This window comes from Aquimarina longa SW024 (assembly GCF_001401755.1).
Taxonomy (GTDB): Bacteria; Bacteroidota; Bacteroidia; order Flavobacteriales; family Flavobacteriaceae; genus Aquimarina; species Aquimarina longa.
In genome coordinates, this window is record NZ_KQ474106.1 from 144,398 (window position 1) to 170,199 (window position 25,802).

Here is a 25,802-nt window from a genome sequence, read left to right on the forward strand (position 1 = left end):
GTTTTACTATATTTGGACACCCTTAATTGAATAATGAACACATTAATACTTTCAAATGAACCTATTTATGAAGAATATTTTTACTTTCGTTTTACTTCTTGCAACATTAAGTTTTTACGGGCAGGACAAAAAAATTTCGTTTCTAAATTTAGTAGGAAATAACATACAAGTACCTAATGGATGTCAAGCAAAATCTGTATATGAATTACAAGCTTGTAACGGTACATCTATTAAATGGGACTACTATAGCGATGATATGTTATCTGCTGTTTTTGATGCTACAATAAGTGCTTTTGCAGAAAGCAATAGTAATAAATCAGAAGTGACATTCACCTCTTTTGGAGCTCAACTGAAAGGATACAAATTTAAAATGGGTACCACTTTTCAGTATTTTCTACAAGGAACAATTAAGGATCAACCTTTAATGATTAATTTAGGAACCCCAAAAGATATCGCCACAAATGACGATTTAGATGGTTTCTTAAGTTTATTCTTTGATGAAGTAAGTTAAAAAAATATACCCCTAATTATAGTATTGAAAGCTAATCATAATGATTAGCTTTTTTTTATACAAAAATGTTATTTTTGAATACTGCTCATCTCAAAAACATATGTACGGAATCCTTATTTGATCAGAAAGATTTTGAAAATGAAAAAAAATTCTTTTAAAACTCATAATTGAATTTTCTAGCCAAAAAGATCGACAAAAATGATACCCCTCATCCAATGTTTGGGGAATTTACTAGCGAACAATGAGGAAAAATGTAATACAAGCACTTAAACCACCATCTTCAACAGTTTAATGTATAACTATTTGTTTATTCTAAACTCTCTAAAAACTACTTTCGAAGCATTCATTATTATATCATTTTTGAAAATCATATGATTCTTATATGAAGAAGCATTTGACTATTGATAATAAAAAAACGACAACCTCGAGCAAGCTCACAAGGTATGCTTCCATAAAAATATTTTGGTGTCGAGGAATTATAAACCCTCAATGAGGCATTAAATATGCTATGATAGATTAAATCATAGATTTTACTTCTTCAAAATCCAATCCACCATAATTACCACTACTCATTAACAATACAGCAGAATCAGAAAAATCTTTTTGTTTTAAGTATGCTTTAAAATTCTCCGGATCAGTATAAATAATTAGATCATCTCTATTAAAAGCTTCTGCTATTTGAGTAACAGAAATTTCTTTAAGTCGCTTAATTTTTACAGCATTAGGAGAGTAAAACACTACAGCCTCATCTGCTGCATCCAAAGCTCCCATATATTCTTTTAAAAACTCTGCATTAAGACTACTATAAGTATGTAGCTCCAGACAAGCAATAACATTTCTATTTTGATATTGTTCTTTAACTGCCTTTGTAGTCGCACTTACTTTAGAAGGGCTATGTGCAAAATCTTTATATACAACCGTAGTATTATTCTCTGCAATTTTTTCTAATCGTTTTGATGCTCCTTTAAAAGATGCGATAGCCTCATAAAAATCATCCTCATCAACTCCCATATGTTGACAAATCCATTTAGCTCCAGCTAGGTTGCTTAAATTATGAGCTCCAAATATTTCAATAGGCATTTCTCCTTCTGGAGTATCCAGCAATGTTTCTCCATCTTCTACCCTATATTGTGGTGTCTCATAAGGAAATTTACGCATCGGTACTTCTGCTAACTCAGCTAGTTTTTTTACCTCAATATCCTCTTCATTATATACTAGTGCCCCCCCATTAACGATAGAATTCATAAAAATTCTAAACTGGTCGACATAAGTATCAAAAGTAGGAAATACATTGATATGGTCCCAAGCAATTCCGCTAACCAAAGCTATATTAGGCTGATACAAATGGAATTTTGGTCTGCGATCAATAGGTGATGATAAATATTCATCTCCTTCCAATACTATAAAATCATTATCCTCTGTAAGATGTACCATAGTATCAAACCCCTCTAATTGAGCCCCTACCATATAATCCACCTCTTTTTCATGATAGTGTAGCACATGTAAAATCATTGACGTAATTGTAGTTTTTCCATGAGACCCCCCAATAACTACACGAGTTTTATCCTTAGACTGTTCATATAAAAACTCTGGGTATGAATATATTTTCAAGCCTAACTCTTGTGCCCTAAGAAGTTCTTCATTATCTTCTTTAGCATGCATTCCTAAGATAATAACATCAAGATCTGAAGATATTTTTTTTGGAAACCACCCAAACTCATCAGGTAATAGTCCATATTTTTCCAATCTTGATTTCGAAGGCTCAAAAATAGTATCATCACTACCTGTTACCTGATATCCTTTTTGATGTAATGCTATCGCTAGGTTATGCATTGCACTCCCACCAATAGCTATAAAATGTATACGCATAGCTAATTCTTAAATACAAGAGTAAAGATACAATTAACAATGAGCTAATGAAAAAATGATGTAATGAAAAAATAGAAAACACATAAGATGATTTCTATTAATAGTTAAAAGACTCAAAAATCTCCCTCTTATACTAAACAAAATACACTGTTCCCTAATTTATCATTTTACAAACTATTTTTAAATACTTTCTTTGCACATATATAATTTATAAAGAAATTGCCGTTTTATTTTAAAGTATCGAATGAAAAAGAGAAGTTAGATACCTCAGATTTGTTTTTAACTTTGATTTATAATGTAAAATGCCTCCAACTCATTTCGTTATACGTAGTTTTATACTATAATATTTATTATAAGCGTTACTGTACAAAATGGCACAAGACTTGTTTTCATTTGTTTCACAACCTAATACATCTATGATGAAAAAGCATATCGTCCTTATTATAATCTGCATATCAAACCTATATGTTATGAATAGTCAGAATATTTATCAAAATGATTGGAAAAAAGTTGAAGATTTCAACCAACAAGGGCTGCCAAAATCTGCATTAGAAATAGTAGAAACTATATATGATAAAGCTAAGAAACAAGGTAATGATAATCAAGTCATAAAAGCATTACTTCATAAATCAAAATACACACTACCATTAGAAGAAAATGCGCAATTAACTGTCATTAAAAATTTAAAAAACGAGATTCATAATAGTAAATTTCCAAAAAAAAATATTTTAGAAAGTATTCTTGCAAATCTATACTGGCAATATTTTCAACAAAATAGATGGGAGTTTTATAACCGAACACAAACTTCTGAAAAAGTAGACCAAGAAGATTTTAGAACATGGGATCTAAAAACATTATTTGCAGAAGTACATACGTATTATCAAAAATCGCTTCAGAATGGAGTTTTAGCGCAACAAACAGATCTCAAAAAATTTGACCAAATTTTAACCACAGCCACAGATTCTAAAAAATATCGCCCTACTCTCTATGATCTCCTCGTACACAACGCATTAGAGTTTTACAAAACTTCTGAAACAAACATTACCAAACCCTCATATGCTTTCTCTATAAATGACAGTGTTTATTTAACAGAACATAGTAAATTTTCATCATTAGACATAAAAACTAAAGATTCATTATCACTACAATTTAATGCATTAAAACTATATCAAAACTTACTAAAATTTCATAACAGAACCAAAAACCTTGATGCCTTAGCTGAAGTAAACATAGAACGGATAAAATTTGTTTCTAAGAATGCTGTTTTTACAGATAAAAACAAAATATTATTAGAATGTCTATCGTCCGAAAAAAAGAAATTTCCTACTCATAGTACTTCTGCGCTATATGCATATGAAATTGCTACATTATACAAAAATGAAGGAGCTACATATATCCCTGAAAAAGATGAAACTCATCGCTGGAAACTAAACGAAGCTATAGAATTATGTGATGCAATTATTAAAGAATTCCCAGATTCTAGAGGTGCCGATAAATGCAGTGCATTAAAAAATCAACTACTTCTTTCTGCTTTAGATATTAAAACAGAAAAATACATTCCGATGCAAACATCTGGAAGATTATTAATTACCTATAAAAACCTGAGCAAACTCTATTTTAAAGCTTTAAAAATAACCCCTAAGCAACTAAAAAGCTTAAACAAATTATACAAAACCGAAGATCAGATTAAATTCTTAAAATCTTTACCATTATACACTTCTTGGGAAACCGAAATCTGCAATGAACATGATTATCAAACACACACTACCGAGGTAATAGTACCTAAACTAGAACATAATACTTATCTGATATTAGGAACAATATCAAAAGAACTCTCTAAAGATAGTATGTTTTCTTATGGAAGTACACAGGTCAGTAATCTAGCATTGTTAGAAAACATAACTCCCGAAAAGTCAATTTTTCAAGTTCTAAACCGTACTAATGGAACTCCTATTGCTAATGCTACAATACATCTAAACACCAATAATCAAAATGGATATGGTAAAAAATTAAACAAAACTCTGACTACAGATGCTAAAGGACAAGCCCATCTAAAAACAAATACTTATTATTATGATGTAAATATTACTGTTTCGCATGAAAAAGATAAGGCAGAGTTTGACGGGTATTATATAAATCAAACCCACACGCCAAGCAGTAGTACCTCAACAATACAAACTACTTTTTTATTTACAGATCGTAGCATCTACAGACCAGGGCAAACAGTCTTTTTTAAAGGGATTATGATGTCATCTACAGATAAAAAAGAACATACTGTATTATCAAACCAAAACACTTTTGCTACGCTCAAAGATGTAAATGGACAAGATATAAGAACGTTAAATTTTAAAACTAATGAATACGGGTCTTTTAGTGGTGAATTTATATTACCCGCATCTGGACTTACCGGAGTATACACTATAGAAACCCATAACTATAATAGCACATCATTCTCTGTAGAGGAATATAAACGTCCTAAATTCGAGACTACGTTTAATCCTATAACCAAAACATATAAAGTTAACGACTCTATACAACTTACAGGGATAGCAACCGCATACGCAGGGAGTACAATTACAGATGCCAAAGTAGTATATCGAGTACATAGAAAAGTTCAATATCCACTATGGTGCTACTGGTATCCTCGACATACAGTAGAACCACAAGAAATAACACATGGAGAAACTATAACTGATAAAAAAGGAGCGTACACCATAGCATTTAAAGCTCTCCCAGATGCTAGTGTTGCCAAAGAAAACACACCAACTTTCACTTACGAAATTACGGCAGATGTAACAGATATCAATGGAGAAACAAGAAGTACCACAACTCTAGTTAATGTAGGGTACCATACTCTAGATGCTAACATCATAATCAATACTAAAATTGATAAAACTAAAAACGATCATTCTCTTTCTATAACTACTCTAAATCTAAATAATGAGCCCGTACCAGCTTCTGGTATAATTAAAATCTATAAGCTACAAGCTCCTAGTAAACCAATACGTATTCGTCCTTGGAAAGCTCCCGATTATGAAGGATTTAAAGAAGATGAGTTTAAAAAACTGTTTCCTAATGATGCGTTTAAAAACGAACATGATTACCGCCAATGGAAAAAAGGAAAATTAGTACTAAACAAACCTTTTTCTACTTCTAACATAAAAGAAAATGAAAAAGGAGCACAACAGTTATCACTAGGTAATATTAAAAAATGGGAATCAGGTAAATATACTGTTGAGCTATATACCAAAGATCGATTTGGACAAGAAGTAAAAGATATAAAATATACTACTTTATATAGCCACGATGATAAAATGATTAGTGATCAACAATTATTTGAAATTTCTATTAATAAAGACAGCTACCAAATTGGAGATGATGTGATTGCAAAATTCAGCTCTGCATCAGAAGACATTACAATCACAGTAGATATTGAGAAAAATCGCAACATTATAGAGACACGTCTTATCAAACTCTCTAAAAACAGCAAAACCATTAAAATTCCTGTTACAAAAGAAGATTTAGGAGGATTCTCTATCAATTATAGTTATGTAAATTACAATAGTCATCAGAACGGTTCTATTATAGTTCCGGTACCTTATGAACCCTCAGAACTTAGTATCGAAACCAAAACGTTTAGAGATAAACTATTACCTGGTCAGCAAGAAACTTGGAGTTTTATAATCAAAGGTCCTAAAGGTGATAAAGTTAGTACAGAATTACTAGCCAGCATGTATGATGCTTCATTAGATCAATTTAAACCTCATCAATGGTATTTTTCTCCTATCAATCACCCTATATACTATACACAATACCATCGAAACAAAAAACAAAGTTTTGGAATACAATCATTCAGAACACAAAACAATAATAATTCTAATTATCATCCCAGTAATCAAAGCTACGATCAACTAAACTGGTTTGGGTTATATTTTGGTCAACACTATTTTAGGGGTCGAAACAGAGTGTATGCACCTCAAGAAAGTGGTTCGCCCCATGCTATGGCAATGAGCAAATCTGCCCCTCTAGCAGCTATGTCTGATGAAATGGAAATGAATGAAGCAAAAATTAGTGATAATGAAGATAAAATTGCAGACCTCCCCTCAGAAAAAGATCAGGCAAAAAATGATAGTAAAACATCAAAAAAGAACCGCTCTATAGATGGAGTTAAAATTCGGAAAAACTTACAAGAAACTGCTTTCTTCTTCCCTAAATTGACCACAGATGCAGAAGGTAATATCAGCTTTAACTTTACTGCTCCCGAAGCATTAACTAAATGGAAATTACAACTTTTAGCACATACTAAAAAACTAAATGCTGCTACTACAACTTTAGAAACTGTAACGCAAAAAGAACTAATGATTCTTCCTAATCCGCCAAGATTTTTACGAGAAGGAGATAAGATTATACTAAGTTCCAAAATTGCAAATCTAGCAACCAAAGACCTTAATGGTAGTATCCAATTACAATTATTTGATGCATTGACTAACAAAGCAATTGATTCAGAGCTGCATAATACTATGGCTCTTCAGAATTTTAATGTTACTGCTAAAGGTAATACTAATGTATCTTGGGAACTAATAATACCAGATACTATACAAGCTATACAATATAAAATTATTGCCAAAGCAGGGAATTTCTCTGATGGAGAGCAAAACATACTCCCTGTATTAAGCAATCGAATGCTCGTTACAGAAACTTTACCCATGTGGATTCGTTCTGATCAAACAAAGACATTTACACTAAATAAATTAAAGAATAACAAGTCTAACAGTTTAAAACATCACAAACTTACATTAGAGATGACCTCTAATCCTGCTTGGTATGCCGTACAAGCACTACCTTATCTTATGGAGTATCCATATGACTGTGCAGAGCAAACATTTTCCAGATACTATGCCAATACATTAGCTAGTCATATCGCCAGTATTAATCCGAGAATTCAGGAAGTATTTACACAATGGAAATCCAGTGATGCATTATTAAGTAATCTCGAAAAAAACCAAGAACTAAAATCCCTTATCATACAAGAAACTCCTTGGCTACGTGATGCCCTGAGTGAAACAGAGCAAAAAAAGAGAATTGCATTACTGTTTGATCTTAATAAAATGACCAATGAGTCGCAATCTTCTTTACAAAAGCTAAGACAAATGCAATATGGATCAGGAGGATTTCCTTGGTTTCAAGGAGGGCGTGAAAACAGATTCATCACACAATACATCATCACAGGATTCGGACATCTAAAAAAATTAGGAGTTACACAATACGATAATGATACCGCTAGTATGCTACAGAATGCGATTAGGTTTCTTGATGCAAGGTTTGTAAAAGAGTATGAAGAATTAAAACGCTATTGTGATAAAAACAAGATCGATATTGATAAAAACCATCTAAGCTATACCCAGATACATTATTTATACATGCGTAGTTTTTTTAAGGATATAAAAAGACCTAAAAACACTAATGAAGCTTGGAACTATTATCTAGGGCAATCTAAAAAATATTGGTTAAAACAAAGTCTCTATGCACAAGGAATGCTAGCTCTTATAACTCATAGAAATAATGACAGCAATACATCTAGCAAAATTATCCGATCATTAGATGAACAAAGTATCTCTAGCGAAGAATTAGGAATGTATTGGAAATCAAATAGCCCTAGCTGGTTCTGGTATCAGGCTCCAATAGAAACACAATCCTTAATGATTGAAGTTTTTTCTGAAATAGAAGCAGAACCAAAACGCACAGAAATTGTTGATAATCTGAAGATCTGGTTATTAAAAAACAAACAAACAAATCGCTGGAAGACTACCAAGGCTACTTCTGATGCTGTATATGCTTTATTATTACAAGGCAGCGACTGGATATCCATTACTGATATGGTAGAAATCACATTAGGAAATCAAAAAATTGACCCTAACACTATACAAGATATAAAAGTCGAAGCAGGAACAGGGTATTTTAAAACTTCTTGGAATAGTCTTAAAATTAAGCCCAATATGGCAACCGCCAAAATTTCTAAAAAAGGAAAGGGAATTGCTTGGGGGGCATTATACTGGCAATATTTTGAAGATCTTGATAAAATTACTTCTGCTTCAACACCATTAGCCATAAAGAAAAAATTGTTTTTAAAGAAAAATACTGATACAGGTGAAAAAATTACCGAAATTACTGCCGCAACAAACCTAAAGTTAGGGGATCTGGTACGAGTACGTATAGAATTAAAATCAGATCGTGCAATGGAGTTTGTACACATGAAAGATATGCGAGCTTCTGGATTCGAACCAATAAATGTTATATCACAATATAAATGGCAAGATGGGTTAGGCTATTATGAAAGTACTAAAGATGCCTCTACAAATTTCTTTTTTGACTATCTTCCAAAAGGAGTACATGTATTCGAGTATGATTTACGTATAAATAACAAAGGAGATTTTTCTAATGGTGTTACAACTATACAGAGTATGTATGCCCCAGAATTTTCTAGCCATTCTGAAGGAGTTAGAGTACATATTAAATAAAGAACTCTTGCTTTAAAAATATAATTCTCATCGTTTTCAAAAAAAAAACGATGAGAGAGTTATATAAAACCATTTATACTATGAGTTCACCGTACTAAAATCCTTCGGCGATATTACTAAAATATAGTACATTTCTTAACCTAAGTTATTTTTTTGGTCATTACATATCCTTAATTTAGCCAATTAAAACACTTATGGAAATAGATAGAATAAACATTAGTGATGTTAATCCAGATGCATATAAGCCATTACTAGCTCTATATGAAGATATTAAAAAAAGTTCTTTATCAGATTTAGAGTTTTTATTAATACAGATTAGAGCATCGCAAATTAACGGATGCGCATATTGCTTACAAATGCATATTAGCGAAGCTATCAAGCAAGGAGAAAAACAATATCGTATACATGCATTACCGTATTGGAGAGAATCTCCTTTTTTTTCAGAAGAAGAAGAAGTAATTCTTGAAATGACTGAAGCTATAACCGCTATTTCTGTAAATGGATTAAGTGACGTAATTTATCTAACTGCTATACAACTATTTGGAAAAAATAAAGTAGCAGATATCATTATGGCAATATGCTGCATTAATACATGGAACAGAATAGGGAGAGCTACATTACTGACTCCTATTCCTTCTCAGGAATAAATAAAAAACAGTCAGAAAATAAAAAATTATATAATAAAACCAAAGTAATTCTAAAGTAGATGTTTCTTTAATCTTTCATCTATCATTCGTAGATACAGATAATGATAATGTAATGGTTAAAAGATTATTTAATTAGACTAATACTACATCTCTATTGTATTGACCTGAGACAAGAAAAGGCACAAACAATTGATATGTTTATCATACCTGTTTCTTATTAAAAATTCCTCTACCCATAAAGATTCTAAAAAAAACTTTATCTCAGAGATTACTTTTTTATCTTAATGGATATACTATAAATTAAAATAAAGATTATATTTAAAAATCCACCATAATAACATAAAGAAATGCTCTTAGTTATTATAATGGATTCTTAAAAAATTGTACAAATATTATAATTAAGCGTTTAACATTTGCCAAAGTTTATCTTTCAATTCTTGTAAGCCTTGCTGAGCTACAGAAGAAATAAATATATAAGGTATATTTAATTGTTTATCTAACTCTTCTTTTAATTCTTCTTGTAGTTCATTGTCTAACATATCACATTTAGAGATTGCAATAAGCCGCTCCTTATCTAATAAATCAGGATTATAACGTCTTAATTCATCTAAAAGGATTTCATACTGTTCGCTAATATCGGTAGCATCTGCTGGCACTAAAAATAACAATGTAGAATTTCGTTCTATATGTCTTAAAAAACGGTGCCCTATTCCTTTTCCTTCCGCTGCACCTTCTATAATCCCAGGAATATCTGCTATTACAAAGGTTTGAAAATCTCGATATTCTACAATACCTAGATTTGGCTTTAAAGTTGTAAATTCATAATCTGCAATCTTTGGTTTTGCAGAAGTAATAACCGATAGTAAAGTCGATTTCCCTGCATTAGGAAAACCCACTAATCCTACATCTGCTAATATCTTAAGTTCTAATGTAATATCATGCTCTTGACCTTCTATTCCGGGCTGAGCATAACGAGGGGTCTGATTTGTTGGGCTTTTAAAATGCCAATTTCCTCTACCACCCATACCGCCTTCTGCAGCTATATATTCCTGCCCTTCTTCTGTAATTTCATGGATAATATTTTGAGTTTCGGTATCTCTAATAACTGTTCCCAAAGGCACATCTACAAAAATATCTTCTCCATCAGCTCCTGTACTTCTACTCTTACTACCATGCCCTCCATGTCCTGCTCTTAAGTGACGCTTAAACTTAAGATGGTGTAATGTCCACATATTAGAATTACCACGTAGTACGACATGACCACCACGACCTCCATCACCTCCATCAGGACCTCCTTTAGTAATATACTTCTCACGATGCAGGTGTACAGACCCTTTACCACCATTTCCTGAAGTTATATGTAACTTCACATAATCTACAAAATTTCCTTCCGTCATAATTCAGTTCCTAATATCTCGGTAAAGACCTCGACTTTTTCCAATTTAACGTCTACTATAATATATTAGCTAGTATATCGCAACACTATAATTTATCTATAACATTACTTAATCTTTCTGTAATATCATCGATCTCTCCTACTCCATCAACTCCAAAATATTTATCTTGTTTTTGATAATAATTTTTCAAGATCGCAGTTTCATCATAATATACTTTAATTCGATTGCGTATCACTACTTCTTCTGCATCATCAGGTCTACCTGATGTTTTTCCTCTTTCTAATAATCGTTGTACTAATACCTCATCTTCAACTTCTAGCGCAACCATTGCACTTATTCCCGCACCTTTAGACGCTAATAATTTTGCAAGCGAATCTGCCTGAGTTTCTGTTCTAGGGAATCCATCAAAAATAAATCCTTTCGCATTTGGATTTTTATCAACTTCTGCATTAAGCATATTAATTGTCACTTCATCAGGTACTAATTGCCCTTTATCAATATATGATTTTGCTAAAGTGCCTAGCTCTGTAGCATTTTTCATATTGTATCTAAACACGTCTCCTGTAGAAATATGTACCAGATCATATTTTTGTTTTAAAACTTCTGCTTGTGTTCCTTTTCCTGCCCCTGGAGGTCCGAATAACACTAAATTTGTCATGTTGTCTAATTTTAATTGATAAACCTCTGTAAGATTACGCCCCAATCCATTATAATCAAGTCCATATCCAACAATAAAAGTATTTGGAATTTCGATTCCTATATAATCTATATGTATTTCTTTAGTATATACTTCAGGCTTATAAAATAAGGTTGCTATTTTAAATGATGAACATCCTTTTTTAAGGATTATTTTTTCTAATATCTCTACAGTATTACCTGTATCTACTATATCCTCTAAAACAACTACTGTTCTCCCAGATAATTCTCTATCTACTCCTATCAGTTCTTTAACCTCGCCTGTAGTTTCTGTACCTTTATAAGAGGCTAGTTTCACAAAACTAACCTCACAATCATAATCAAAGCGTTTCAAAACTTCTGAAGCAAACATAAATGCTCCATTTAACACCCCAATAAACAAAGGGTTTTTATCAGCTAGATCTTTATTTAGCCTATTCGCTATTTGATCTATTGCTGTTATTATTTTTCCTTCATTAATAAAAGGAGTAAACTGTAAATCATGCAGTCTTATAGTTTTATTTTGCACCTGCTTTAGTTTGATTTTTTAAATTTGAAGCCGCAAAGATAGTAATTAGAAATGAGCATAACTAAGAATTACAAAAACAACATAAACGGTTCTTATCTTGAATGCTATCAATATTTTAAAATACAAAAACAAGATTATAAAAAAATAACACTTATAATAGCTATACTTTTGTATTTACCATACATTATTATGGTTATTCTTTTTGAAAAAATTATTTTTGCATTTTTAAGACAAATTCTGAAAACCCCATAATGATAAATTTTTTCTCATCAAACTTTAAACTAGGAATACTAGGAGGCGGTCAATTAGGCAAAATGATGTTATATGAAACCCGAAAGTATGACATTAAAACATATGTTCTTGATCCTAGCCAGGATGCTCCGTGTAAAATAGCGTGTGATCATTTTCAACAAGGTAATCTATTGGATTATGATACTGTTTACAATTTTGGAAAAAAAGTAGACATACTTACCTTCGAAATAGAGTCCGTTAACCTAAAAGCATTAGCACAATTAGAAAAAGAAGGCAAGAAAGTATATCCAAGCTACAAGACTCTAGAAAAAATACAAAATAAAGGAATTCAAAAACTTTTTTACAAAGACAATAAAATTCCTACTGCAGAATTTACTCGTTTTTCAAATAAAGCACACCTTACTGAGGGTATCACTAGTAATAAAATCAAACTTCCTTTTGTATGGAAAAGTACCCAAGGAGGATATGACGGTAAGGGAGTATCTATTGTCAAATCAGGTGCTGATTTAGCAAAACTACCCGATACAGAGTGTATTGCAGAAAGTTTAGTTGATTTTAAAAATGAATTAGCCGTAATTGTCGTTCGTAATCCTAGTGGAGAAATTAGAACATATCCTGTTGTAGAAATGGAATTTCATCCAGAAGCTAATCAGGTAGAATATGTAATTTGCCCAGCAAGAATTGACACTACTATTGCTAAAAAAGCCATACAGATTGCCGAAAAAGTGTCTAAAGTTTTTGAACATGTTGGTATACTGGCAATAGAAATGTTTCAAACACAAGATGATGACATTCTTGTAAACGAAGTTTCTCCGAGACCTCATAATAGTGGACATTATAGCATAGAAGCCAGTTACACTAATCAATTTGAGCAACACATAAGAGCCATTCTAGATTTACCCCTAGGATCTACAGAAAGTAAAACTAGTGGGGTTATGGTAAATTTGGTAGGAGAAGAAGGACATACAGGTGATGTAGTATATAAAAACATCGAAGATATTATGAAAATGAGAGGTGTAACCCCTCATATTTATGGTAAAAAACAAACAAGACCCTATAGAAAAATGGGGCATGTTACCATAATACACGAAAATATTGATGAAGCAAGGAAAATTGCTGAAAAAGTAAAAACCACAATACAAGTGATTAGCAAATAAAGAACTGAGTTTGAGGTTTGATAAAAAAGCATATTTACTTTAAAAAAAATATTAAAAAACAATAACAATATATAACACAATGAGTAAAGTAGGGGTAATAATGGGCAGTACTAGCGATATGCCAATAATGGAAAAAGCTATAGAAATATTACAAAGTTTTGATATAGAAGTAGAAGTTGATATTGTCTCAGCGCACCGTACACCAGATAAATTGTTTGATTATGGTAAAAATGCTCATAGTAGAGGGATAAACGTTATTATTGCAGGAGCTGGCGGCGCTGCACATCTTCCTGGCATGATAGCCTCTCTATCTCCTCTACCAGTAATAGGTGTACCTGTTAAATCCCGTAATTCTATAGATGGATGGGATTCTGTTTTATCTATTCTACAGATGCCTGGTGGAGTACCCGTGGCAACGGTAGCCTTAGATGGCGCATTAAATGCAGGTATTTTAGCAGCACAGATTATAGGTACTAATGATACATTAGTTTTGGATAAAATTATAATGTATAAAGAAGGCTTAAAACAAAAGGTTATTGAAGGAGCTAAACAAATTAAAAGATAGCCACAACCATTTTTAAAAACAAAAATAGCAGTTCTCTCCTCCTTTTTTATGTGGATCTCAAATATTTGATTCAGACTATTCAATAGAATCTCATAAAGCTTTAAATGAATTCTAACCTATTTCGGAATGACAATGACGGTAAAAACAATATCACATCGTTGTCATTCCGAAGTAGGTTGTAATTTACAATAGAATAAAATAAGTTTTTATTTTTTCAAGATTTTATAATCATTTATATATCTATAATCAATAACTTTAGGGACATTTTCTATGAGATATATCTTTCTAAAGATATTGTATTATAGCAATTAGAGATAAAGCGTTATAAAACTATTCCTACTCAATTGTAGATCAAAATGTATTTATAGTATAGTAGTTTCTGGCAATAAATTAATAGTTGAAGAAATAAAATGATATCAAAAAAAAAGAGCCACTCCTCAGTGACTCTTTTGAATATCAGGTCTTATAAAAGAATATAACAATATTTATTAACCAACTTAAATATATTACACAAAAAAATTCAATATAAGACCATTACTCTTAAAACCTGAAACAAAGGTAAAACCTTACTTTTGTTACACAAAAAAAGTAATGTTAAAATATTCCACATTTCGACAAAAAGCATATATACTCGTCAAAAAACACAAAAAAACCAATTATTCTTATTTTTTCAGTATTGAAGTAGGTGAAAAAACACGAAATAACAACTAAAAACAATGTAGAAATCAAAAATAGAAAGAAAAAGAGCTACAATAATTGTAGCTCTTTCAATATATTTGGTCATTGTATTAGAACGATTATTAATATTCATACCCCTAATAAAAATAATCGACGATACTAACACTAGACCATACTAATAAACCTGATCAAATCTATCAGTATAAAATTTAGTTTAGTCAAAATTTCATATAACTCATAAGCATTTTTCGATGAAAAGCTATTTTTTTCGATATAAGATCAAGAAATAATTAATATCAAAAGAAATTATCATTACTATGATTACCAATCCATTATTAAAACCATTCGACATAGCTCCGTTTTCTAAAATAACATCAGATCATTTTTTACCAGCAATAAAAAACGGTATAGCAATTGCAAAACAAGAAGTAAATACTATAACTTCTAATAATGAGCCACCTACATTCTCTAATACTATAGAGGCTTTGGATTATTCTGGAGAATTATTAGATAGAATAACCAGTGTATTTTTTAATCTAAATAGTGCAGAGACTACTGATGAAATTCAAAAAATAGCACAAGAAGTATCTCCTCTGCTCTCAGAATTCAGCAATGACATAGCACTTAATTTAGATTTATTTAAACGAATTGAAGTAGTTTACCAACAAAGAGAATCTTTAATGCTAACTCCTGAACAATTTAGGCTTGTAGAAAAAAGATATCGTTCTTTTTCTAGAAATGGTGCAAATCTTCCGGAAAAAGAAAAAGAAAAACTCAGAAAAATAGATACCGAGCTTTCTACATTAAGTCTAAAATTTGGTGAAAATATATTGGCAGAAACAAATAAGTTCGAAATGTTGCTTACTAATGAATCAGACCTAACAGGTTTACCAGAAGGTGCAAAAGAAGCAGCAAAAGCTATGGCAAAAGCTAAAAACAAAGAAGGATGGTTAATAACTCTAGATTATCCTAGCTATATCCCATTTATTACTTATGCTGATAATCGCGAGTTACGCAAAAAAATATCTCTTGCCTTTGGAGCCAAAGGTTTTCATGATAATGATTTAGACAATCAAGAGATTGTATTAAAAATCGCAAACCTTAGACATCAACGTGCACTATTATTAGGATACTCTTCTCATGCAGATTATATTCTCGAAGAACGAATGGCAGAAACTCCTGATAGAGTATTCTCTTTTCTGAATGAAATCCTAGAAAAAGCAAAACCTGCAGCTGAGAAAGAATTTAAAGAACTAGAGGCTTTTGCCAAAGAACTAGACGGAATTGATCGACTTCAAAAATGGGATGGAGCTTATTATTCTGAAAAATTGAAGCAAAAACGCTTTGATTTAGATGATGAAAAATTGAAACCATACTTTAAATTAGAAAATGTAATTAATGGAGTCTTTACTATTGCCACAAAATTATTTGGACTTCAGTTTGAAGAAATAGATACCGTAGATAAATATCATGCAGAAGTAAAAACATATCGTGTCACAAATCTTGAAAATAATTTCGTCTCTTTATTTTATGCTGATTTTCACCCTAGGTCAGGAAAACGTAATGGAGCATGGATGACTTCTTATAAATCACAAATGATAAAAAGTGATAAAAATATAAGACCACACGTTTCTATCGTATGCAACTTTACAAAACCCACTCCTAGCAAACCATCATTATTAACCTTTAATGAGGTTACTACTCTATTCCATGAATTTGGTCATGCATTACATGGTATGCTAGCAAATACGACATATCCAAGCTTATCAGGTACTAATGTATACTGGGATTTTGTAGAATTACCTAGTCAGGTACTAGAAAACTGGTGTTATGAAAAAGAAGCTTTAGAGCTTTTTGCCAAACACTATGAAACAGAAGAAATAATCCCTATGGAATTAGTTAAAAAAATCAAAGAGTCTTCGACTTTTATGGAAGGTATGGCAACATTACGTCAATTAAGTTTTGGATTACTCGATATGGCATGGCATTCAAAAGATCCAAGTACCATTAAGAATGTAAAGGAATATGAAGAAAAAGTTTTTTCGACAACTTCTCTATACCCTAATGTAAAGGAAAATTGTATGAGTACCGCTTTTTCTCATATTTTTCAGGGAGGATATTCTGCAGGATATTACTCATACAAATGGGCTGAGGTATTAGATGCAGATGCTTTTGAATATTTTAAAGAAAATGGAATTTTTAATCCTGAAATCGCAGCAAAGTTTAAAGAACATGTATTAGCAAAAGGAGGTACAGAAAATCCAATGATTCTTTACAAACGTTTTAGAGGTCAAGAACCTAAACCTGAAGCGTTATTAAAAAGAGCAGGATTGATAAAATAACCCCTAGAAATAAATTATATATAAAAAGCGTAGTCGACATATATCGACTACGCTTAATTATATAAAATAACAACTCATTATTTTATTTTATAACCATCTGTTTTGCATAACTTTTTGATCCATTAAAAAGCGTCAGGAAGTATGTACCTGTAGAAAACTTCGAAATATTTATCTGAGTTTCCTTATTTTTAAGTTTAACCTCTTGTACTATATTTCCTTTTATATCTATAATTAGTATACTACCTGTTTTCCATAAATTATTATTGATAGTGACATTTACATAGTCTCCAGCAACAGGATTAGGATAAAATTCAAACAATAGTGTATCGTCTACTAATGTCTTTTCTAAAGAAGTACTTCTTGCAAAACCGCCACAAGATCCAATCAGTTTCCAATCGCCACTTATTCTTTCATATAATCTACCTCTATATGTTACACGATCACCCACCTGGTATGTCTTAGTACCATCATAAGGAGCTACACCAGCACAAGGATCAGAACTTCCTGTAGTTGTAACACTTACAACAGCACTAGCATCAGACACATTTCCTGCAGCATCTTTAGCCTTAACACTAAACTGATATGTTGTACTAGCAGTTAATCCAGTAACATTTGCTGTAGTTCTTGTTACAGAAGTAATTTTAGTAGCACCTTGATATACATCGTACTCAGTTACTCCTACATTATCTGTAGCTGCTGTCCATGATACTGTTAATGTTGTTTCTGTAATATTAGAAGCTGATACTCCTGTTGGAACCGAAGGAGCCTGAGTATCTCCTCCATTTCCTCCATCACCAATAACAACACTATAATCTTCTACCTCTCCATATTCAAAAGACTCGCAAGCAGTAGGAATACCATTATATTTCATAGAAACACGCATTCTTGTTTTTCCGGATTTAGCTCCAGAGGGTACTGTAAAACTACCACTTGCCGGTGTTGTCTTAGAAGCCCCTTTACTCCATACTAATTCTCCTGAATCCAAAAAATCATTATCTTGATTATAATCAATCCATACGGCATATCCTTCATTATAAGTCGTTCCTGTCCACTTTGGTGTAACAGTAATCGTATTGTTACCTGTAGATAAATTAGTAGACTCTGCTGTAAAATCACTATATCCTCCACTTCCTGCAACAGATGTTTTATTAATAGTTCCTAAGGCAACTTTACTAATATATTCATCAGATGTATTTTGACCATTAGAAGCGCAGTAAGTTGTCGGGGTTGGATCTCCTCCTGAAACTCCATTAGAAATCTCTATTAAGTACTCCAAGGCTAATTTTGCAAACTTAGCTGCATGGGTAGAATTAGAAGTAGGAAATCTTGATGATGTATCTCTAGAAGTATGGATATTAGGATTAGACTCGCTAAACTTTGCTTCAATAGGAAAAGCTGTCTCATATCCTTGCTGTGCAAAACTGTGATGATCTGAGCAACCATAATTGCAAGCAGAATTATTATACGTAATTTTATGCTTACCAGAAGCATTATAATGATCCATTAATTTTCTAAGAAAGTTATTTAATGAAGTACTATTATATGAGTCTGTAGTAATAAAAACATCTTCTGTAGACCCTTTATAGTTTGTCATATCCAATTGCATATAACTAACTATATTAACATTTCGATTTTTATAATCTCTTGCTATTTCTTTAGATCCAACTAAACCAATTTCTTCTGCTGCGAATGCCATAAATTCTACAGTTCTCTTAGGTTTAAAGTTCATACTAAATAGCACTCTAGCAACTTCAGTTATCGTTGCTATACCAGAGGCATTATCATCTGCTCCAGGAGCATTATCCTGCCCTTCTCTAGATGTCGAATCTAAATGCCCTCCTAACACTACATATTCATCTGGTTTTTCTGTTCCTGTAACAGTCATAACTACAGACGGCATAGAAGTTCCTGAATGATTTACTAATCTAACTGATACATCACTACGATTACCTGCTAGATTTTCCCACTTTGTTTTTAAATCTCTAGAAGCTTTTGCCGCACTACTTTTAGTATGATAACGAGTCCCATAACTCTCCAGCTCCTTAATTTGCTTATCAATGTTAGTATTATTTACAAGATCTAAACTTTGCTTTACTAATTGATCTTGGGTAATCTCAAAAGCAACCGCCATTTTTGCTAGTGATTTACTTTTTAATTGCTGAACAGAATTAACCTGTTTTATTGCATTTATAGCATCTTCTCTAGATGTTTCATAAAAGTACCCTGGACCATGCCTTAGCCCTGTATGGTGTAATTCTTCTGCAGAATGATGGTTTAGCATTACCGCTGTATAATCATTAACGGATTTAATAATCTTCACATCATCAGGATGGTTTTCTTTTAAATGTAATGCATCCTGAGTATCCATAGTTGCATAAAACATTTTTGATTTTTCTTGTGCATAAATACAAGATGTAACTACGCTCAATAGCCCCGCAAAAATAAATCGATTTAATTTTTTCATTTTTAGTTAAAATTTGTTGAGTTTATATATTTGTGTTGTGTGTTTTAATGTACTGAATATTAAACAAACAAAAAAGACGTTTAACTGTAGAATAGTAATGGTAAATCCGTAAGTGTTACTTAAGTATGATTAATACATTAAATAATTGAAATATTTCAGAAGTTATCATTTAATAAGGCAAACTAAACTTTTGTAAATTCCATATACTGAACTCACTAAGAATAGTGCTGATTTCAAAGCAAAAACTCACATTTTAGAGGTGGAATCAATAGTAAAATGAAGTAACTTGTAGAAAAACAGTTTACTTTAGTTCTTCTAAAATATTTTATCAGGAAATCAATACCTTTTTTTAACTCATTTATATCTTATCACTAAACTAAACTTCTTTCTATTCGAAGATTTGATACAACAAGTCATGAGAGATAATATAAAGGTATAGTCAACACCCTTATATAAAGTTTTAAGTTTCATAAGTCATTTTTTTGTGTTTCAGTAAACGAAACTATCAAAAAAAACATATTTAAGTAATATATAGGTGTCCTAAGTAACTATATATATGTCTCAAACATAATTTAGTACATCTCAATAGGCTATCTAAACAATTTATAATAAGTCATTTATAAAAAGACAACTTCAAACGATTGTTTATTCAATGTAGCATCTTTTTACTATTCTTTTAAATAAAATAATGAGCAAAAAAGTATTTAAACTTTCAAAAAATACTGAAAGTTTAAAATTTTTAATATATTTGTACTATGAATTATGATGAAGCAAAAAACAAATTTATTTCTACATGGGGGTCTTTGGGATCTCTATGGGGAATTAACAAAACAATGGCGCAAATTCATGCGCTACTCCTAATATCTCCAGAACCTCTATCCATGGAAGATATTATGGAACAATTGCAAATTTCTAGAGGAAACACCAGCATGAACCTCCGTCAATTAATGGATTGGGGAATCGTTTTTAAAGAAAATATAATGGGAGAACGAAAAGAATATTTCACTTCCGAAAAGGATATACAAGAATTAACAAAACAAATTGCTAAAGAAAGAAGCAGGAGAGAACTAAAACCTACCATTAAAATCTTAAAAGATGTTTCGAATATGCAGCAAGATGGAACTTCTAAAACTACAGAGCTTATAAAACAAACCAAGGCATTACATGAAATGGCTAGCAACTTAGACACCATGATGAATAAAATTGCTACACACGATCATAATTGGTTTACAAAAACATTACTAAAACTGATTAAATAAAATAACAACTAAAAAAACAAGGAGGAAATCTCTTTGTTTTTTTTCAAAATATAGTTTCAATTTTTTCTGAAACTTTTAAAATAAAGAAATATGAAATTAAATATTCCGAATTGGCTAATTATCATTGCAGGAATCGGTCAAATATTCACTGCATTAATATATCCATATATCAGACATAAAGTATTTGACTGGTATACCGATGTAAAAAAGCTAAAACCTCTAAATCAAGAAATCGCAAAAACATATGGAAGATACATTCAAGGTCTAAATTTTTCATTTGGTCTAATTGCCATTTTACTGTATCAAAATCTCAAAGAACAATCTTTATTAGCCATTGCTATAACAGGTTTAATTGCTGCATACTGGATAGGAAAAGTTGCAACCCAAATAGCTTATTACCCAATGTATGAAATCCCAAAAAAACAACTATTCAAAATCGGTAGTTATTTCATGAACTGCTTATTTGTACTTTTTGCAATTGTATACTCTTTATTACTAATCTATAATTGCATTGGCTTTTTCAATAATAATTAAACCCAAAATACTATGAGTACATTCACTATAACAGAGAAACTAAAAGAAGTTGCTTCGAAAGAAAATATTACTAGGTTCTATGATGAAGCTACAGAGGATTATGAATTTTGGAGTAAGGATTTAAACATGCATTTCGGGTATTACACCCCTTTTAAAACTAGTGTTTTCAGAAGAGACTCTATGCTTAATGAGATGAATAAGCAGGTTTATAATCGATTACAAGTTTCTAATCAAAATTCACTCATAGCTGATCTTGGATGCGGTATTGGAGGAACTATACGGTATGGGTTAAAAAAATATCCATTGCTCCATATTATAGGAGTTACATTATCTTCTTTTCAGGTCCATGAGGGTAATAAAAAATTAAAGGATAAAAAAGGATTAATCTTAGAAGAAGACTACACCTCTACCTCTTTTAAAACGAATAGTATTAATGGAGCATATGCTATAGAGAGTTTTTGTCATTCTGGACATAGTAAAGAAGCCTTCCAAGAAGCATATCGTATTCTAAAACCAAATTCTAAACTAGTTATAGCTGATGCTTTTCTAAAAAAGGATGAAGAACAATTATGTCTTGGTAGTAATTATTGCTATGAGCAACTTTGTAAAGGCTGGAGTCTCGAAGGCTTAGGAAACATACACTCCGTGAAAAATAGGTTAGAGCAAATAGGTTTTAAAAATATCATTGTAGAAGATATATCATACAGAGTAGCTCCTTCTGTACTTCATGTACCTTTTGCTATTACTGGGTTTATACTAAAAAAGCTTTTTAGAAAAGAATTCCTAAAACCTCAAAGTTGGAAAAACTTAAAAGGATCTTTATTTGCTTTATTATCAGGGCTACACATCAATAATTTTGGATATTATTTAATAACCGCTGAAAAAAAACAATTCTAATGAAAAAAATGATAATAGCATCAGGAACAGGCTTTTTAGGGAAAATACTTATAGAATATTTTCAATCAAAAGTAGATACAATTACTGTTCTAACTCGCGGAAAAAGCAGAATAGAAAACAATATTCAATTCATTCATTGGGATGCAAAAACTCTAGGAGATTGGACTAAAGAGTTAGATGATGCTGATATCCTTATTAATATGAGTGGTAGATCAGTAGATTGTAAGTATACCAAAAAGAATAAAGATCTAATCCTAAACTCTAGAGTACAATCTACAGCTATTCTAGGAGAAGCAATAGGCAGGTGTAAAAACCCTCCAAAAATTTGGATTAACTCCTCTACTGCTACAATTTATCGCCATTCTATAGACAAAGAAATGGATGAGACAAATGGAGAAATAGGTACTGGATTTTCTGTAAAAGTTGCCATTTTATGGGAAAAAATATTTTTTAAACAACAAACACCAAAAACGAGAAAGATTGCCCTAAGAACATCAATCGTTTTAGGTAAAAACGGAGGGGCTTTACAACCAATACTACAATTAACCAAACTTGGTTTTGGTGGTAAACAAGGTAATGGAAATCAAAGAATAAGCTGGATACATCAAACCGATTTTGCAAGAAGTCTAGAGTTTATCATAAACAACACACAGATTAAAGGAGTAATAAACATTGTTTCTCCTAAACCGATTACAAATGCAATGTTTATGAAAACACTCCGAAAGGTTATAAAATCTCCTTTTGGTATCCCTTTATCAAAACCATTACTAAAACTTGGCGCAGAAATTATTAGAACAGAACCCGAACTCATTCTTAAAAGCAGAAATGTAATCCCAAAAAAATTAGAAAACAATGGTTTTAAATTCATGCACCCTAACCTAGATTGTGCCTTACAGAACCTTACTAATTAGATACCTATGACGACTATACATCTTAAAACTCTTATAAAATCTCCTGTAGAAGAAGTATTTAATATATCAAGAAATATTGATTTCCATATCACCTCAGCTAAAAAAACTAAAGAAAAAGCCATCGCAGGAAAAACTTCGGGATTAATAAAATTAGGAGAAACTGTTACTTGGAGAGGAAAACATTTTGGAATGTATCTTACGCATCAAAGTTTAATATCTAGATATAAATATCCAAATACATTTACTGATGAAATGATTAGAGGTTATTTTAAAACCTTTAATCATCAGCATATCTTTAATACGATATCATATGGTACTGAGATGATAGATAAGTTAGTATACGAAGTACCTCATGGGGTTTTAGGTAAACTGTTTAATGAAATAGTTCTAAAAAAACATCTTACTAAATTTCTTGTCTTACGCAATCAAGCGATACAATTATATCTAGAAAACAAAAATTTAATAAAAAAAACACTTTAAATAATAGTAATAATAATAGATTCAACAAATACCCCTATAAAGTATTCTTTCTGTAAAGCTCTTATTAGATTCAACTTTTTATCCTATTTTTGGTGAACTAATAATAGAAAAACCATGTCAACAAATACCATAGACCCAAATTTATGGGTGGATAAGTACAGTGATTATCTATTTAACTATACCATTGTAAGAGTTGATGATAAAGAAATTGCACAAGATTTAGTGCAAGAAACATTCTTTGCAGGACTTAAATCCATGAAAAATTTCAAAGGAGAAGCCAGTGAGCGGACTTGGCTTATTTCTATTCTAAAAAGAAAAATTATTGATCACTATCGCAAAATTAATAGTAATAAAGGCAAAGCAGAAGTAAGAATAAAATATGCTACTGATTCTGAAACTGAAGGCGATTGGTTAGAAGAACGCGTGGCCGATCCTTTTGATAGTAATGCCGAGAGTGATATAGAAAATAGAGAACTAGGTCTGGCGATACATAATTGCATGGGAAAACTCCCCAAAAAACAAGCTATTATTTTTAAAATGAAAACAATACAAGGTTTCGACACAGAAGCAATCTGTAATGAATTTGATATTACTGCGTCTAACCTATGGGTTATCATCCATAGAGCACGTACAGCAATGTCTGAGTGTTTAGAAAAAAATTGGTTTTAGAAAAAATGAGTAAGAAAAAAGGAATTTTTGTCGATTGTTCAGATGCAAATCACTTTTGTGATAAAAATCAGTATAAAGAAGCTACTTTTTGGGAAAAAGTAAAACTTAATTTACATCTGATATATTGTAAAGCATGTAGAAAATATTCTATAAATAATACGAAATTAACAAAATTAGTTAAAGATCCTAAAGTTATCAGTATCAATAAATCTGATAAAGAATTAATGAAAGAACGTTTACATCAAAAAATATCAGAACAAGAATGATTATTAAACGCTATTTTAAGTCATAAGACTTCAATACTAAAGAATCACTGTACTAAATATAATGAAATCTACAAGTAATCTGTATGTATCTAGTAAAGAAGCAAAACATATTTGTGATAAAGTTCAATATGGAGAGGCTTCTTTACTGGAAATCATAAAACTCAATATGCGGATAGTGTATTGTAAAGCTACGCGAGCATATTCTGTAAGAAATATAAAGCTTACAAAAGCTATTAATACTTATAAGAGTAATACTATCAACTCCTGTGATAAAGAATTAATGAAACGAAATTTACAAGAAAAACTAACTAAGTAGATCTTGCAAAATAATAAGTATAACCAACCATAATATAGGTATACTCTCTACATAAAAAGAACAATAATACTCGGATTGTTTTTTCTCTGTTCCCCATAAAAAAAACAAACTGATTGTAGTAACTAGTATTGTGCTTAGAATTTCTATAGAAGAAATGAGCTGTCCTTTTAAAGCTATCAATACTAAAAAAATAACCAACAAAACACTACCAAAAACTTTTGTTTTAGTTACTCCTATTTTTTGTGGAATTGTCTCTAATGCCTCAGCATCATACTGAAGATCTCTAACCTCAAAAGGTAACATCATCACTACAATAAACAAAAATCTTTGAATCATTTCTATAAAAAAATCTAAATCAAGAACTTTTCCTGAATGTACTAAAGGAACTAGCACTGTTATTCCTGACCAAGCAACTCCTATAATGAATATTTTAACTCCAGCTAGACTTCTCAAATTTTTTTTATTCGGAAAAACTGGCATAACATACAACACTGTAAGTACTATAAATGGAACCATACTCAATAATGTATTAATTGGTATTTTAAAAGCAGCATAATAGACAAATAATAAGCCGCTAATAATAGTTAATACACTAATACTCTTCATAGATCGAGTCAATCTCTTATGGTAAAGTTTTGACACCTTAGAGTATTTTACAAAATTATAAGCAGTAATAGCGCCAAAAAAAATAAAAGTAAGAAGGGTATACCCATCAAATAGCTGATACTTCATAAAAGTAACTTGTACTAAAGCACATATCGCTAAAGCAACATGGATACTACTATTAATATAAAATCTAAATACACTTTTGAAGGTTTCCACGTTGCAAATTTAGGGTTATATGTTAATAAAACTGAGATTTGGTT

At 31.2% G+C, this 25,802-nt stretch carries 19 protein-coding genes; 14 read left to right on the forward strand and 5 right to left on the reverse strand.

Annotated elements, in window-relative coordinates; all coding sequences use genetic code 11:
* The first annotated feature begins 67 nt into the window (after positions 1–67).
* Positions 68–511 (forward strand): hypothetical protein, encoded by a 444-nt coding sequence (locus tag N456_RS21790; RefSeq protein WP_062062109.1) that lies wholly within the window; start codon positions 68–70, stop codon positions 509–511.
* A gap of 516 nt (positions 512–1,027) precedes the next feature.
* Here the strand turns inward: N456_RS21790 and N456_RS21795 are convergent.
* Positions 1,028–2,380: a UDP-N-acetylmuramate--L-alanine ligase gene (locus N456_RS21795; RefSeq protein ID WP_062062112.1), complete on the reverse strand. Its 1,353-nt coding sequence runs from the start codon at positions 2,378–2,380 to the stop codon at positions 1,028–1,030.
* A 470-nt stretch (positions 2,381–2,850) separates the two neighbouring features.
* On the opposite strand from N456_RS21795, the gene N456_RS21800 reads away from it, so the two are divergent.
* Both N456_RS21800 and N456_RS21805 read left to right on the forward strand, forming a co-directional pair.
* Complete coding sequence (locus N456_RS21800; protein ID WP_240315575.1) at positions 2,851–8,898, forward strand: alpha-2-macroglobulin family protein; 6,048 nt, start codon at positions 2,851–2,853, stop codon at positions 8,896–8,898.
* A 194-nt stretch (positions 8,899–9,092) separates the two neighbouring features.
* Positions 9,093–9,545, forward strand: a complete 453-nt coding sequence (locus N456_RS21805) for a carboxymuconolactone decarboxylase family protein (RefSeq protein WP_062062115.1) — start codon at positions 9,093–9,095, stop codon at positions 9,543–9,545.
* Between the two features lie 398 nt (positions 9,546–9,943).
* Here the strand turns inward: N456_RS21805 and obgE are convergent, their stop codons facing one another.
* Entirely contained in the window at positions 9,944–10,942 is a 999-nt protein-coding gene (obgE, locus tag N456_RS21810) for a GTPase ObgE (protein ID WP_062062118.1), read from the reverse strand.
* Between the two features lie 85 nt (positions 10,943–11,027).
* Positions 11,028–12,146, reverse strand: a complete 1,119-nt coding sequence (locus N456_RS23865) for an adenylate kinase (protein WP_082422620.1) — start codon at positions 12,144–12,146, stop codon at positions 11,028–11,030.
* A gap of 251 nt (positions 12,147–12,397) precedes the next feature.
* Between N456_RS23865 and N456_RS21825 the strand changes: the two genes are divergently transcribed.
* From N456_RS21825 to N456_RS21835, 3 genes are all read left to right on the forward strand, one after another.
* Positions 12,398–13,555: a 5-(carboxyamino)imidazole ribonucleotide synthase gene (locus tag N456_RS21825; RefSeq protein ID WP_062062123.1), complete on the forward strand. Its 1,158-nt coding sequence runs from the start codon at positions 12,398–12,400 to the stop codon at positions 13,553–13,555.
* A gap of 79 nt (positions 13,556–13,634) precedes the next feature.
* On the forward strand, positions 13,635–14,120 hold the full coding sequence (purE, locus tag N456_RS21830) for a 5-(carboxyamino)imidazole ribonucleotide mutase (RefSeq protein WP_062062126.1): 486 nt from the start codon (positions 13,635–13,637) through the stop codon (positions 14,118–14,120).
* Positions 14,121–15,115: 995 nt separating this feature from the next.
* Positions 15,116–17,140, forward strand: a complete 2,025-nt coding sequence (locus tag N456_RS21835; protein ID WP_062062129.1) for a M3 family metallopeptidase — start codon at positions 15,116–15,118, stop codon at positions 17,138–17,140.
* A gap of 82 nt (positions 17,141–17,222) precedes the next feature.
* Here the strand turns inward: N456_RS21835 and N456_RS21840 are convergent, their stop codons facing one another.
* On the reverse strand, positions 17,223–19,604 hold the full coding sequence (locus N456_RS21840; RefSeq protein WP_062062132.1) for a M20/M25/M40 family metallo-hydrolase: 2,382 nt from the start codon (positions 19,602–19,604) through the stop codon (positions 17,223–17,225).
* 755 nt (positions 19,605–20,359) lie between these two features.
* Here N456_RS21840 and N456_RS21845 point away from each other — a divergent pair.
* From N456_RS21845 to N456_RS21880, 8 genes are all read left to right on the forward strand, one after another.
* A complete protein-coding gene (locus N456_RS21845; RefSeq protein WP_062062135.1) occupies positions 20,360–20,863 on the forward strand; it encodes a GbsR/MarR family transcriptional regulator in 504 nt (167 codons plus the stop codon).
* Between the two features lie 90 nt (positions 20,864–20,953).
* Positions 20,954–21,397, forward strand: a complete 444-nt coding sequence (locus N456_RS21850) for a hypothetical protein (protein WP_062062140.1) — start codon at positions 20,954–20,956, stop codon at positions 21,395–21,397.
* A 12-nt stretch (positions 21,398–21,409) separates the two neighbouring features.
* Positions 21,410–22,294, forward strand: a complete 885-nt coding sequence (locus N456_RS21855) for a methyltransferase domain-containing protein (protein ID WP_062062143.1) — start codon at positions 21,410–21,412, stop codon at positions 22,292–22,294.
* Entirely contained in the window at positions 22,294–23,205 is a 912-nt protein-coding gene (locus N456_RS21860; RefSeq protein ID WP_062062146.1) for a TIGR01777 family oxidoreductase, read from the forward strand. Before N456_RS21855 ends, N456_RS21860 begins: the two co-directional genes overlap by 1 nt.
* Before the next feature lie 6 nt (positions 23,206–23,211).
* Positions 23,212–23,685, forward strand: coding sequence for an SRPBCC family protein (locus N456_RS21865; RefSeq protein WP_062062149.1), 474 nt, complete (start codon positions 23,212–23,214; stop codon positions 23,683–23,685).
* 114 nt (positions 23,686–23,799) lie between these two features.
* Positions 23,800–24,354 (forward strand): sigma-70 family RNA polymerase sigma factor, encoded by a 555-nt coding sequence (locus N456_RS21870; RefSeq protein ID WP_062062152.1) that lies wholly within the window; start codon positions 23,800–23,802, stop codon positions 24,352–24,354.
* 5 nt (positions 24,355–24,359) lie between these two features.
* The gene (locus N456_RS21875; protein ID WP_062062288.1) at positions 24,360–24,620 is read left to right on the forward strand and encodes a hypothetical protein; all 261 of its coding nucleotides are present in this window, start codon (positions 24,360–24,362) and stop codon (positions 24,618–24,620) included.
* 61 nt (positions 24,621–24,681) lie between these two features.
* Positions 24,682–24,936: a hypothetical protein gene (locus N456_RS21880; RefSeq protein ID WP_062062155.1), complete on the forward strand. Its 255-nt coding sequence runs from the start codon at positions 24,682–24,684 to the stop codon at positions 24,934–24,936.
* Here N456_RS21880 and N456_RS21885 read toward each other — a convergent pair.
* Positions 24,925–25,758 (reverse strand): UbiA prenyltransferase family protein, encoded by an 834-nt coding sequence (locus N456_RS21885; RefSeq protein WP_062062158.1) that lies wholly within the window; start codon positions 25,756–25,758, stop codon positions 24,925–24,927. The genes N456_RS21880 and N456_RS21885 overlap by 12 nt on opposite strands.
* Between the last annotated feature and the right edge of the window lie 44 nt (positions 25,759–25,802).

What these genes read in the sequence shown, in the direction of transcription:
- N456_RS21845 (WP_062062135.1), top strand. Translation starts at nt 20,360, where the DNA reads ATGAATTATGATGAAGCAAAAAACAAATTTATTTCTACATGGGGGTCT.
- N456_RS21795 (WP_062062112.1), bottom strand. Translation starts at nt 2,380, where the DNA reads ATGCGTATACATTTTATAGCTATTGGTGGGAGTGCAATGCATAACCTA.
- N456_RS21835 (WP_062062129.1), top strand. Translation starts at nt 15,116, where the DNA reads ATGATTACCAATCCATTATTAAAACCATTCGACATAGCTCCGTTTTCT.
- N456_RS21860 (WP_062062146.1), top strand. Translation starts at nt 22,294, where the DNA reads ATGAAAAAAATGATAATAGCATCAGGAACAGGCTTTTTAGGGAAAATA.
- N456_RS21805 (WP_062062115.1), top strand. Translation starts at nt 9,093, where the DNA reads ATGGAAATAGATAGAATAAACATTAGTGATGTTAATCCAGATGCATAT.
- obgE (WP_062062118.1), bottom strand. Translation starts at nt 10,942, where the DNA reads ATGACGGAAGGAAATTTTGTAGATTATGTGAAGTTACATATAACTTCA.
- N456_RS21870 (WP_062062152.1), top strand. Translation starts at nt 23,800, where the DNA reads ATGTCAACAAATACCATAGACCCAAATTTATGGGTGGATAAGTACAGT.
- purE (WP_062062126.1), top strand. Translation starts at nt 13,635, where the DNA reads ATGAGTAAAGTAGGGGTAATAATGGGCAGTACTAGCGATATGCCAATA.
- N456_RS21875 (WP_062062288.1), top strand. Translation starts at nt 24,360, where the DNA reads ATGAGTAAGAAAAAAGGAATTTTTGTCGATTGTTCAGATGCAAATCAC.
- N456_RS21800 (WP_240315575.1), top strand. Translation starts at nt 2,851, where the DNA reads ATGAATAGTCAGAATATTTATCAAAATGATTGGAAAAAAGTTGAAGAT.
- N456_RS21880 (WP_062062155.1), top strand. Translation starts at nt 24,682, where the DNA reads ATGAAATCTACAAGTAATCTGTATGTATCTAGTAAAGAAGCAAAACAT.
- N456_RS21865 (WP_062062149.1), top strand. Translation starts at nt 23,212, where the DNA reads ATGACGACTATACATCTTAAAACTCTTATAAAATCTCCTGTAGAAGAA.
- N456_RS21790 (WP_062062109.1), top strand. Translation starts at nt 68, where the DNA reads ATGAAGAATATTTTTACTTTCGTTTTACTTCTTGCAACATTAAGTTTT.
- N456_RS21840 (WP_062062132.1), bottom strand. Translation starts at nt 19,604, where the DNA reads ATGAAAAAATTAAATCGATTTATTTTTGCGGGGCTATTGAGCGTAGTT.
- N456_RS21825 (WP_062062123.1), top strand. Translation starts at nt 12,398, where the DNA reads ATGATAAATTTTTTCTCATCAAACTTTAAACTAGGAATACTAGGAGGC.
- N456_RS21850 (WP_062062140.1), top strand. Translation starts at nt 20,954, where the DNA reads ATGAAATTAAATATTCCGAATTGGCTAATTATCATTGCAGGAATCGGT.
- N456_RS21855 (WP_062062143.1), top strand. Translation starts at nt 21,410, where the DNA reads ATGAGTACATTCACTATAACAGAGAAACTAAAAGAAGTTGCTTCGAAA.